Source organism: Azospirillum oryzae, assembly GCF_008364795.1.
GTDB lineage: Bacteria > Pseudomonadota > Alphaproteobacteria > Azospirillales > Azospirillaceae > Azospirillum > Azospirillum oryzae.
Map to the genome: position 1 here is coordinate 370,422 of NZ_VTTM01000004.1, position 12,478 is coordinate 382,899.

9 protein-coding genes are annotated in these 12,478 nt (G+C 67.7%); 7 read left to right on the plus strand and 2 right to left on the minus strand.

Translation table 11 applies throughout. From position 1 onward, the window contains the following. Positions 1-76 precede the first annotated feature (76 nt). The 7 genes from FZ938_RS15055 to FZ938_RS15085 all read left to right on the plus strand — a co-directional run bounded on the left by FZ938_RS15055 (position 77) and on the right by FZ938_RS15085 (position 9,365). Positions 77-355: an exodeoxyribonuclease VII small subunit gene (locus FZ938_RS15055; RefSeq protein WP_149199285.1), complete on the plus strand. Its 279-nt coding sequence runs from the start codon at positions 77-79 to the stop codon at positions 353-355. 1 nt (position 356) lies between these two features. Beyond that, the gene (locus FZ938_RS15060) at positions 357-1,259 is read left to right on the plus strand and encodes a polyprenyl synthetase family protein (RefSeq protein ID WP_211101065.1); all 903 of its coding nucleotides are present in this window, start codon (positions 357-359) and stop codon (positions 1,257-1,259) included. Positions 1,260-1,284: 25 nt separating this feature from the next. After that, a complete protein-coding gene (gene dxs, locus FZ938_RS15065; protein ID WP_149199286.1) occupies positions 1,285-3,198 on the plus strand; it encodes a 1-deoxy-D-xylulose-5-phosphate synthase in 1,914 nt (637 codons plus the stop codon). A 198-nt stretch (positions 3,199-3,396) separates the two neighbouring features. Continuing rightward, positions 3,397-4,428 (plus strand): sensor histidine kinase, encoded by a 1,032-nt coding sequence (locus FZ938_RS15070; RefSeq protein WP_246799031.1) that lies wholly within the window; start codon positions 3,397-3,399, stop codon positions 4,426-4,428. 92 nt (positions 4,429-4,520) lie between these two features. Further along, complete coding sequence (locus FZ938_RS15075; protein WP_149199288.1) at positions 4,521-5,303, plus strand: TlyA family RNA methyltransferase; 783 nt, start codon at positions 4,521-4,523, stop codon at positions 5,301-5,303. Between the two features lie 424 nt (positions 5,304-5,727). Next, entirely contained in the window at positions 5,728-7,227 is a 1,500-nt protein-coding gene (locus FZ938_RS15080) for an ATPase domain-containing protein (RefSeq protein ID WP_149199289.1), read from the plus strand. Continuing rightward, the gene (locus FZ938_RS15085; protein WP_149199290.1) at positions 7,224-9,365 is read left to right on the plus strand and encodes a hybrid sensor histidine kinase/response regulator; all 2,142 of its coding nucleotides are present in this window, start codon (positions 7,224-7,226) and stop codon (positions 9,363-9,365) included. Before FZ938_RS15080 ends, FZ938_RS15085 begins: the two co-directional genes overlap by 4 nt. A gap of 83 nt (positions 9,366-9,448) precedes the next feature. Here the strand turns inward: FZ938_RS15085 and FZ938_RS15090 are convergent, their stop codons facing one another. Then, on the minus strand, positions 9,449-10,948 hold the full coding sequence (locus FZ938_RS15090) for a CoA-acylating methylmalonate-semialdehyde dehydrogenase (RefSeq protein WP_149199291.1): 1,500 nt from the start codon (positions 10,946-10,948) through the stop codon (positions 9,449-9,451). A gap of 98 nt (positions 10,949-11,046) precedes the next feature. Further along, complete coding sequence (gene aptA, locus FZ938_RS15095) at positions 11,047-12,432, minus strand: omega-aminotransferase AptA (RefSeq protein ID WP_211101066.1); 1,386 nt, start codon at positions 12,430-12,432, stop codon at positions 11,047-11,049. Positions 12,433-12,478 lie beyond the last annotated feature (46 nt).

A 12,478-nucleotide genomic window follows, 5' to 3' on the forward strand; every position in this document is an offset into this window, starting at 1 on the left:
GCCGGGGTACGGGAGTGCCTCGGGCCTTGCGCCGGGCGAGGGCGGGGCATACCTTCGCGGGCTTGAGGTTCCATCGATGGTTCTGCCCGACATGCCCCCTTCCGCCTCTGCTGTTCCCATTCCGCCCGACATCGCCGCCCTCAGTTTCGAGGATGCGCTCGCCGAACTGGAGCGGATCGTCCGCCAGCTTGAGGAAGGACGCGGCAAGCTTGACGACGCCATCTCCTCCTACGAACGCGGTACGGCGCTGAAGCGCCATTGCGAGATGAAGCTGCGCGAGGCGCAGGCCAAGATCGACCGCATCACCGTGAGCGCCGACGGCTCCCTCGGCACCGAACCCGCCCGGATCGACTGACGTGCAGACCATTTCCCAGACCGAATTGAAGTCCGCCATGGCGGAGATCGCGCAGGCCGTCGAGATGAAGATCGGCGCTCTGCTGCCGACCACCGATCTGGCGGAGGCGCGGGTGTTCGACGCCATGCGCTATGGCTGCCTGAACGGCGGCAAGCGGCTGCGGCCCTTCCTGGTGATGCAGTCGGCGGCGCTGTTCGGCGTCAACCCCGACTGCGCCATCCGTGCCGCCGCCGCGGTGGAGATGGTCCACAGCTATTCGCTGGTCCATGACGACCTGCCGGCGATGGACGACGGCGAACTGAGGCGCGGCCGGCCGACCTGCCACCGCCAGTTCGACGAGGCGACCGCCATCCTTGCCGGCGACGGTCTGCTGACGCTGGCGTTCGAGGTGCTGGCCGATCCGGCGACTCACGAGGATCCCAACATCCGCTGCCAACTGGTGTCGGCGCTGGCCAAGGCGGCCGGCGGCCACGGCATGGTCGGCGGCCAGATGCTGGACCTGATCGCGGAGCATGAGAGCTTCGATCTCGGCACCACCACCCGGCTGCAGCGCATGAAGACCGGCGAGATGATCGCCTTCTCCTGCGAGGCCGGCGGCATCCTGGGCAAGGCCAACCCGCCGCAGCGCACGGCGCTGCGCGCCTATGCCCACGACATGGGGCTGGCCTTCCAGATCGTCGACGACCTGCTGGACGTAGAAGGCACGGCGGAAGAGACCGGAAAGACCGTCGGCCGCGATGCCCAGGCCGGGAAGGCGACCTTCGTTTCGATCCTCGGCCGCGACCGCGCCCGTGCCCAGGCGGAAATGCTGTCCCATCAGGCATCGCAGCACTTGGACATTTTCGATGGGCGTGCCGATATGTTGAAGGCCGTTGCCGACTTCGTCGTCGCGCGCCGCGCCTGACCAGAGCTTTGAGGACCATCGCGACGTGACCTCCACCAAGACCCCGCTGCTCGACCTTTGTCCGACGCCAGCCAAGCTGCGGGCCCTGAAGCCCGAGCAGCTCCGCCAGTTCGCAGACGAGTTGCGCACCGAGACCGTGGACGCCGTATCGGTGACCGGCGGCCATCTCGGCGCCGGGCTGGGGGTGGTCGAGCTGACGGTGGCGCTGCATTACGTCTTCGACACGCCCTATGACCGGCTGATCTGGGACGTCGGGCACCAGTGCTATCCGCACAAGATCCTGACCGGACGGCGTGACCGCATCCGCACGCTGCGCATGGGCGGGGGCTTGAGCGGCTTCACCAAGCGGTCGGAGAGCGAATACGATCCCTTCGGCGCCGGCCACAGCTCCACATCCATCTCCGCCGGTCTCGGCATGGCGGTCGCCAGCAAGATGAAGGGGGAGCGGCGCAACGTCATCGCCGTGATCGGCGACGGCGCCATGAGCGCCGGCATGGCGTACGAGGCGATGAACAACGCTGCCTCCACCAAGTCGCGGCTGATCGTCATCCTCAACGACAACGACATGTCGATCGCTCCGCCGGTGGGTGCGATGAGCGCCTATCTGTCGCGGCTGATCTCGTCCAAGCCGTACCTGTCGCTGCGCCATCTGGCGAAGGAGATCGCCGACCAGCTGCCGCGTCCGCTGCGCAACGCCGCCCGCCGGGCGGAGGAATATGCCCGCGGCATGGTCACCGGCGGCACCCTGTTCGAGGAGCTGGGCTTCTACTACATCGGCCCGATCGACGGTCACAACCTGGACCACCTGCTGCCGGTGCTGCAGAACGTCCGCGACGCCGACGACGACAAGCCGGTGCTGATCCACGTCGTCACCAAGAAGGGCAAGGGCTATGGCCCGGCGGAGGAGTCGGCCGACAAGCTGCACGCCGTCGCCAAGTTCGACGTGGTGACCGGCACCCAGTCCAAGCCGAAGTCCAACGCCCCGACCTACACCCGCGTCTTCGCCCAGAGCCTGATCGCCGAGGCGGCGGCCGACCCGACCATCGTCGGCATCACCGCGGCCATGCCGTCGGGCACCGGGCTGGACCTGTTCGGGGAGCGCTTCCCCGACCGCTGCTTCGACGTCGGGATCGCCGAACAGCATGCGGTGACCTTCGCCGCCGGCATGGCGACGGAGGGGTTCAAGCCCTTCTGCGCCATCTATTCGACCTTCCTGCAGCGTGCCTACGATCAGGTCATCCATGACGTGGTGCTGCAGCATCTGCCGGTGCGATTCGCACTGGACCGCGCCGGGTTGGTTGGCGCGGACGGGGCGACCCATGCCGGGTCCTTCGACACCGCCTATCTCGGCTGCCTGCCCGACATTGTCCTGATGGCGGCGGCGGATGAGCTGGAACTGATGCACATGGTGGCTACCCAGGCCGCCATCGACGACCGCGCCTCCGCCCTGCGCTACCCGCGCGGCGAAGGCGTGGGGCTGGAACTGCCGGAACGCGGCAGCCTGCTGCCGATCGGCAAGGGCCGCATCCTGCAGGAAGGCACCAAGATCGCCATCCTCAGCTATGGCACCCGCCTGGGCGAGGCCCGGCGCGCCGCGGCGGAGCTGGCGGCGCGCGGCCTGTCGACCACCCTGGCCGACGCCCGCTTCGCCAAGCCGTTGGACGAGGATCTGGTCCGCCGGCTCGCGCTGGAGCACGAGGTGCTGATCACCATCGAGGAGGGATCGGTCGGCGGCTTCGGCAGCTTCGTGCTGCAATTCCTGGCGACGGCCGGGCTGCTCGACGGCGGATTGAAGATCCGGCCGATGGTTCTGCCCGACCTCTATCTCGACCACGACTCGCCGGCGAAACAGTATGAGACCGCCGGCCTGACCGCTCAGCAAATCGTCCGCACCGCGCTGCAGGCGCTGGGGATCGAGAGCGCTGCGGCGCGGGCCTGACCGCCGATTCCTTCACCCATTCGCCGAGGGCATCCAAACGGCGTAATGCCATTTGTCTAGCGGCCTTTCGGGTTGTTGGACTGGTATGGAGCGCAAGCGACGCCTTACACTTCCCAAGCTGGAATGGTAGCCCCCGGGCAACGGGGGAAGAGCCTGCGGCAGCGGATGGATACGAGGTCAGGGGCGATGGCGCACATCATGGCGGTCACGGCATACCGCAACGCGGAGTTCGGCACCGATCCGGGAGTGGATCGGGCGGCCAGCGCCGACGTTGCGGCCGGCGGCGTCGGCATCGACGATCCGGCGATGTTGCGCAGCCTGCTGGATCAGACGCCGACACCCACCGCCCTGGTGGAAGGGGAGGGTGACCGCTGCGCCTTCGCCAACGCCGCCTTCCGGGCGCTGGGCGCGGTCGCGGGAACCAACCTGACGGAGCGTTTTCCGGCCCTGTCGCTGTCAATGCTGATCGAGGCGCGGCGGACAGGCCAGCCGCAGCGCAACCGGGCCGCCAGTGACCGCACCACCGATGGCGAGCGGTTCTGGGATGTGCGGGTCACCCCGCTGCTGGGGGTCAACGGCGTCGTCCGCGCCCTGATCGTCACTGCCGACGAGACGCCGGAGTCGGCGGCCGAGCATGACCGGCGGCTGCGCGACGTCAGCCACCGGCTGAAGAACACGCTGCAGCTGGTCTCCAGCCTGCTGACCCTGCAGACCCTGTCGAGCAAGGATCCCGAGGTCCGCCGCGCCCTGCAGAGCGCCGGCGGACGGGTCGGCATCGTCACCCAGGCCCACCAGCGCACCCACGGCGCCCTGCGGGCCGGCACCGTCGACATGGCGGTCCATCTGCGCGAACTGTGCCAGGAGCTTGAGGCGACGCTGCCCGGCGCCCACCGCGTCAAGGTCACGGCCGAGACGACCGAGATGCCGATGGAGTCGGTCATTCCCTTCAGCCTGATCGTCAGCGAGTTGGTCGGCAACGCGGCGCGCCACGCCTTTCCCGCCGGAGTGCCCGGCGACATCGACGTGCGGCTCGGCCGTGGTGAAGGCGGCCGCATCCATCTGGAGGTCGTCGACCGCGGCATCGGCCTGCCGCAGGGCCTGGACGTCGCCCGTGCGTCGACGCTGGGGCTGAAGGTGGTGCGCGCCTTCGTCGGCCAACTGCGTGGCCGGTTGACGGCGGACAGCAGTCCCTATGGCACCCGCGTGTCGGTGGATTTCCCGCCGGCCTGACGCCCGGCCGGCTGCCGTCTGGAACCGGGGCTTGCCCTTGCGGCGGTTCCGCGTCAGGAATGCGCCGTCACGAGCGAGCGAAGGGCGACGGCATGGCACGGGTGAGGGTTGACGTGGCGCTGGTGGAGCGCGGGCTGGCGGAAAGCCGCGCCAAGGCGCAGGCGCTGATCCTGGCCGGGCTGGTCTATTCCGAGACGAAGCGCATCGACAAGGCTGGCGACCTGATCGCGGCGGAAGCCCCGCTGGCGGTCAAGGGGCAGGACCATCCCTGGGTGTCGCGCGGCGGGCTGAAGCTGGTAAAAGGGCTGGACGTCTTCGCCATCGACCCCACCGGACTGACCGCTGTCGATGTCGGCGCCTCCACCGGCGGCTTCACCGACGTGCTGCTGACCCGCGGTGCCGCCAAGGTCTATGCCGTCGATGTCGGTCATGGCCAGTTGGCGTGGAAGCTGCGCACCGATCCGCGCGTGGTCGTTCTGGAGAAGACCAATGCCCGCCACCTGACCATGGCCGAGATTCCGGACCCGGTCGACCTGGTGGTGTGCGACGCAAGCTTCATCGGGCTGGAGATCGTGCTGCCGGCGGCGCTGGCCCTCGTGGTACCGGGCGGGCGGCTGGTCGCCCTCATCAAGCCGCAGTTCGAGGTCGGCAAGGGCCGCGTCGGCAAGGGCGGCGTCGTGCGCGAGCCCGAACTGCACCAGGAGGTTTGCGACCGCATCCGCACATGGCTGGATGCTCTTCCGGGCTGGCGCGTGCTGGACATCACCGAAAGCCCGATCACCGGACCGGAGGGGAACAAGGAGTTCCTGATCGGTGCGGTGAAGGGTCCTTCCCCCGATCTTGAAACCCACGATCGCCTCGACCTTCCGGGCTGACCGGGGCCGGGCGAAGACTGTGCCCGATCGATTGAACTATGCCGAAGGGCCGATGAGGATAGCCCAGGCTGCACCCTGCCGCGCGGCGCATTAGATTTGGACGACCGCATTTAACGGTCAGGATCGCTGTGTGCAGAATTATCTCGGTCCGTTGATCCTCCACCTCGCCCCGGTGCCGTGCGTCGCAACCCCGTTTTGCCAAGGCTTTGGCTGATGGTGGCCGGGGCTGGCCAGGACTTGGCGATTGATGGCCGGGCCATTGCGCGACGGACTCCCCGCTGCGCGCGTCCAGCCACCGCTGCCATCGTGTCCGGGATGGCAGCCCGGCCGGCCCGGATCTACGGCATACCCACCCGTTTCCAGCCAGATTCTCAACCGGCGCATGCGCTGCCCGACCCTTTCAAGACGGAAATCCCAGCCCGCCATGGCCGCATCCTCTGAACAGCCGCACAAGGCGCGTACCGGCGTTACCGGGCTTGACGACATCCTGGCCGGTGGCCTCGCCCGCGACCGTGTCTTCCTGCTCGAGGGTAGCCCCGGCACCGGCAAGACCACCATTGCCCTGCAGTTCCTGCTGGACGGCGCGGCGGCCGGTGAACCCGGACTCTACATCACCCTATCGGAAACCGAGGGCGAACTTCGCGTCGCTGCAGCCGCCCATGGCTGGACGCTCGGCGAGGAGATCACGGTGTTCGAGCTGGTTCCGCCGGAGAGCCTGCTCGACGTGGCGCACCAGCAGAGTCTGCTCTACTCCTCCGATCTCGAACTCGGCGAGACAACCAAGCTGATGTTCGAGGCGATCGAGGGGAGCAAGCCGATGCGGATCGTCCTGGACAGCCTGTCGGAGATCCGGCTGCTGGCCCAGAGTTCGTTGCGATACCGGCGCCAGATCCTCGCCCTCAAGCATTATTTCGCCCGCCATGGCGCCACCGTGCTGCTGCTTGACGATCTGACCACCGACACCATGGACAAGACGGTCCACAGCATCGCGCATGGCGTGATCCGCCTGGAGATGCTGACGCCGGCCTATGGCGCCGAGCGGCGGCGCTTGCGGGTGCTCAAGTACCGGGGGCAGGCATATCGGGGCGGCTTCCACGACTGCACGATCACCACCGGCGGATTCAAAGTATTCCCCCGGCTGATCGCCGCCGAATATCGAACCGGCTTCGCCGGAGAGCGTCTGGCCAGCGGCATCGCCGAACTCGACACGCTGCTGGGTGGCGGCATGGAGCGCGGATCGAGCGCTCTCATCATCGGCCCGGCGGGGACCGGAAAGTCGCTGCTGGCGATTCAGTTCACTGTGGCCGCCATCGCACGGGGGGAGCGGGCTGCGCTGTTCGTGTTCGACGAGGAGCTTGGCCTGCTGTTCGCCAGGACCAGGGCGATGGGCTTCGACCTTGAAGCCATGCGCGATAGCGGCAGCCTGATCATCGAGCAGGTGGATGCGGCGGAACTGGCGCCCGGCGAGTTCACCTATCGGGTCCGCGCCTGTGTCGACGACCAGCAGATCCGCACCGTGGTGATCGACAGCCTCAACGGCTATCAGGCGGCGATGCTGGAAGAGCAGCTTCTGGTCCTGCATCTTCATGAATTGCTGCTGTACCTGAACCGCCAGGGCGTGACGACCTTCCTCACCATCGCGCAGCATGGCCTGATCGGTGACATGCAGTCTCCGGTCGATGTCACCTATCTGGCCGATACCGTCGTGCTGCTGCGCTATTTCGAGGCGCTGGGCCGTGTCCGGCGGGCGATCTCGGTGATCAAGAAGCGGGCCGGTCCGCACGAGGACACGATCCGCGAGTACCGGGTCAACGAGAGGGGCATCAGCCTGGGGCCGCCGCTGGACGAGTTCCAGGGGGTACTGCGCGGCGTGCCGATCTATATCGGCCAAGGCGGGCCTTTGTTGCAGGACGATCCGGCTTGAGCGAGCCCGCCACCACTGAGCGCGCGCTGATCCTGGCGCCGCATGGACGGGATTCCACCGTCGCTTCCGCCTTGTTGGGCGAGGTCGGCATCGCCGCGCACGCCTGTCCCGACCTGCCGGCGCTTTGTGCGGCGCTGGAAGACGGAGCCGGCCTGCTCATCCTTGCGGAAGAGGCGGTGCGCACCGCCGACCTCCAGGGGCTTGTCGCCTGGATCGGCGCGCAGCCGCCATGGTCGGACCTTCCCGTCATTCTGCTCACCTTGCGGGGCGCCGGCGCCGAACGCACGCCGGAGGCGGCACGCCTGACCGAACTGCTGGGCAACGTGACCTTCGTGGAACGTCCCTTCCACCCGACCACCCTGATCAGCGTCGTGCGGACCTGCCTGCGCGGCCGGCGCAGGCAGTATGAGGCGAGGGCGCGGCTCGTGGAGCGCGAGCGTCTGCTGGCGGACCTCGCCGACGAACGGGCACGCTTCGAAACGCTGGTGGAGCACCTGCCGGTGGGGGTCAATCTGATGGACCGGAACGGCGGGACCATTCTGTCCAATCCGGCATTCCGGCGCTTTCTTCCGGACGGTGTCATCCCTTCCCGGCGGCCGGACGGTGAGGAGAGCTGGATCACTTATGATGCGCAGGGCCGTCGTCTGACACGTGACCGCTTTCCCGGTGCGTGCGCCCTGCGCGGTGAGACAGTCAGCGGCATGGAATTCATTTATCGTTCCACCGGCGAACAGCCTGTCTGGACCCGTGTCAGCGGCGTGCCTGTGCGGGACTCCACCGGCAAAGCGGCCGGAGCACTCGCCGTCATCGTGGACATAAGCGATCAGAAGGCGGCGCAGGAGGCGCTGCAGCGCCTGACCGAGACGCTTGAGTTCAAAGTGCAGGAACGCACCCGGGAACTGGCGGCGACGCTCGACCAACTGCGCGACGAGATCCGCGACCGCGAACGCGCAGAAGCGCAACTGCGCCAGACGCAGAAGCTGGAGACTCTCGGCCAGCTTACCGGCGGTGTCGCGCACGATTTCAACAATCTGCTGATGGCGGTTCTCGGTAATCTGGAGTTGCTGCGCAAACGCCTTCCCGCCGACCCGACGACGGAGCGTCTTTTCCATGGCGCCATGCAGGGGGCCCGGCGGGGAGCGACACTGACCCAAAGGCTTCTGGCTTTCGCCCGTCGCCAGGATCTGCAGCCGCAGGCGGTAGACCTGACCGGGTTGCTGGACGGCATGAGAACGCTTTTGGAGCGTTCGGTCGGCCCGCGCGTCGTCATCCGCATCGACGCCCGACCTGCGACGGTACCGGCGCTGATCGATCCCAACCAGCTTGAGCTGGCGATCCTGAATCTCGCCGTGAATGCCCGCGATGCCATGCCCGACGGCGGCACGCTCACCGTGACGGTGGACGAGGTGCCGGTACCCGTCGCTTCTGGACTGCCGCCCGGTTCCTACCCATACGTGAGCGTGCGGGACACCGGCACTGGGATGGATGAGGAAACGCTTGCGCGGGCGATCGAGCCGTTCTTCTCGACCAAGGGCATCGGCAAAGGCACCGGGTTGGGGTTGTCGATGGTTCATGGCTTGGCGGTGCAGTCCGGCGGCGCGTTTCGGCTGTCGAGCGCTCCGGGCCAGGGGGCGCTCGTTGAGCTGTGGTTGCCGAAGGCCACCACACCGGCCCAGGCGGCCGAGTTGCCGCCGGCCCCGGCAGCCGATGTGTCTCCCGCCGTGGTCCTCGTGGTCGACGATGACGCGCTGATCGCCATGAGCACCGTCGATATGCTGGCCGACCTTGGGCACACGGTCATCGAAGCGGGATCGGGTGTCGAAGCGCTGGAGCTTCTGCGCAACGGGCAGGCGGTCGACCTGCTGCTGACGGACTATGCGATGCCCGGCATGACCGGCGTCGAGCTTGCCCAGGCGGCCCGTGCCATGGCTCCGGACCTGCCGGTGCTGCTGGCGACGGGATACGCCGATCTGCCGGAGGGCGTCGTCGCCGACCTGCCGCGGCTTGCCAAGCCATACACGCAGAACCAGCTCGCCGTCGCGACGGCCAAGCTGCTGGCCGAGACGGCGAGGACTTCGGCACATGCCAAGCCGGGTGACGGTCTCCACCGCGAGCCGCGCGCCGGAATTCACCGCTAGGGACGCCACACGCCGGATTGCGCCGGCGCCGGTGCCTTCATCGGCACCGGCGTCACGACAAGGCGCTTTTTACTTCGTGCCTTTTACTTCATCGATGGGAAGGCGAACTGGGCGCCTTCGCGGATCCCGCCGGTCGGCCAGCGCTGGGTGATGGTTTTGCGCCGGGTGTAGAAGCGCACGCCATCCGGACCATAGGCCGACAGATCGCCGAACAGCGACCGCTTCCAGCCGCCGAAGCTGTGGTAGGCGACCGGCACCGGCAGCGGCACGTTGATGCCCACCATGCCGACCTTGATCATGTCGCTGAAATAGCGGGCGGCCTCGCCGTCGCGGGTGAACAGGCAGGTGCCGTTGCCGTATTCGTGGGCATCGATCAGGTCCATGCCCTCCTGCATCGACTTGACCCGGACAAGGCACAGCACCGGGCCGAAGATCTCCTCCCGGTAGATGGTCATCTCCGGGGTGACGCGGTCGAACAGGCAGCCGCCCAGGAAGTTGCCGTTCTCGTGCCCAGGCACCACCAGCCCGCGGCCGTCAACCACCAGTTCGGCGCCCTCGGCGACGCCTTGGTCGACATAGGCCTTCACCTTCTCGAAATGCGTGCGGGTGACCAGCGGTCCCATCTCGCAGCCGGCGGAGGTGCCGGCGCCGACCTTCAGGTCGCGCAGCGCCACCGACAGCTTGTCCTTCAGCCGGTCGGCCACGTCGTCGCCCACCGCGACGACGACGGAGATCGCCATGCAACGCTCGCCGCAGGAGCCGTAGGCAGCGCCCATCAGCGCGCTGACCGCATTGTCCAGGTCGGCGTCGGGCATGACGATGGCGTGGTTCTTGGCGCCGCCCAGTGCCTGCACCCGCTTTCCATGGGCGCTGGCGGTCGAATAGACATACTCGGCGATGGGGGTGGAGCCGACGAAGCTGACGCCCTGCACCCGCGGGTCGGTCAGCAGCGTGTCCACCGCCTCCTTGTCGCCGTTGACGACGTTCAGCACGCCCGGCGGCAGCCCGGCCTCCAGCGCCAACTGGGCGATGTAGAGAGCGGAGCTGGGGTCGCGCTCCGACGGCTTCAGGACGAAGGTGTTTCCGCAGGCGATGGCGATGGGGTACATCCACAGCGGGACCATCGCCGGGAAATTGAACGGCGTGATGCCGGCGACGACGCCCAGCGGTTGGAATTCCGACCAGCTGTCGATGGCCGGCCCGACATTCTTGGAGAACTCGCCCTTCAGCAATTCCGGCACGCCGCAGGCATATTCGACATTCTCGATACCGCGGGTCAGCTCGCCGAAGGCGTCGTCCAGGACCTTGCCGTGTTCCGCCGTGATGAGGGCGCAGATGCGCTCGGCATTCTCCTCCAGCAATTGCTTGAAGCGGTACATGACGCGGGCGCGCTTGGCCGGCGGCGTGGCCCGCCACGCCGGGAAGGCGGCCTCGGCGGCGGCAATGGCTTCTTCCACCGTGGCACGCGACGCCAGGGCGACCTGTCCGGCCACGTCACCGGTGGCGGGATTGACGATGTCGGCGGTCCGGGTGCCGGCGGGCGCGTCAGTCTTGCCGCCGATCAGGTGGGCAACGATGGTCATGATGGCTTTCCTGGGGGGGTTCGTTGTGCAGGGTCTCTGCCCCCACCTCTCCCACCGGCGGAGGAGGGAAGGGTGGGGGCAGCGCGCGGCCGGCGTACTTAGGCGGTAGCCTGGATGGCATCGGCAACGACGTTGAACAGGCGGTCGAGGTCGGCCGGTTCGCTGTGGAAATGCGGGCCGAACTGGAGCGTGTCGCCGCCGAAGCGCACGTAATAGCCGGCCTTCCAGCACTTCTCGCCGATCTCGTAGGGCCGGCGGGCCGGCTCGCCCGGAAGCGGGGCGATGGTGACGGCGCCGGTCAGGCCATAGTTGCGGATATCGGCGACGTTCCGCAGCCCCTTCAGCCCGTGGATCAGGTTTTCGAAATGCGGCGCCAGCGCCGCAGCCTTTTCCCACAGCTTCTCCCGCTCGAAGATGTCGAGCGCGGCCAGACCGGCAGCGCAGGCGACCGGATGGGCGGAGTAGGTGTAGCCGTGCGGGAACTCCACCATGTACTCCGGCCCGCCATTGTCCATGAAGGCCTGATAGATGTCGTGCTTCGCCACCACGGCACCCATCGGGACGGCGCCGTTGGTCAGGCCCTTGGCGACGTTCATGATGTCCGGGACCACGCCGAAGGCGTCGGCGCCGAAGGGGGCGCCCATGCGGCCGAAGCCGGTGATGACCTCGTCGAAGATCAGCAGGATGGAGTGCTTGTCGCAGATCTCGCGCAGCCGCTGCAGGTAGCCCTTCGGCGGCGGCAGCACGCCGGCCGAGCCGGCCAGCGGTTCGACGATCACGGCGGCGATGTTGGAGGCGTCGTGCAGCGCCACCAACTCCTCCAGCGCGTCGGCCAGGTAGGCGCCTTCATCCGGCATGCCCTTCACGAACAGGTTCTGCGGCAGCAGGGTGTGGGGCAGGTGGTCGGCGTCGACGCCGGTGCCGAACAGCTTGCGGTTGCCGCCGATGCCGCCCAGGCTGGTGCCGCCGAAATTGACTCCGTGATAGCCCTTGGACCGGCCGATCAGCTTGGTCTTGGTCGGCTGGCCCTTCATCCGCCAATAGGCCCGCGCCATCTTCAGCGAGGTGTCGGCCGCTTCGGACCCCGAACCGACGAAGAAGACATGGTCGAGGCCGGCCGGGGTCATCGACGCCAGCTTGTGCGCCAGCTTGAAGGCCGCCGGATGGCCGTGCTGGAAGGCCGGGCTGTAATCCAGTTCCGCGATCTGGCGGGCAACCGCTTCAGAAATCTCGCGGCGGCAGTGGCCGGCGCCGCTGCACCACAGACCGGACAGGCTGTCGTAGATCTTGCGGCCTTCGGCATCCCAATACCAGGTCCCCTCCGCCTTCACGATCATGCGGGGGTTGTTCTTGAACTGGCGGTTGCCGCTGAACGGCATCCAATGGGCGTCAAGTTCCTCGCGCGTCAGTCCGGCAGCCTTGTCGAGGGGCTGGCCAAGGGACTGGCCATGGGACTGGGTGTGATCGTTGTCCAGGGGGGCCATCCGCTGTTCTCCCGCTTCTGTTAGGTGCGCTGTCCACTGAGAGTGT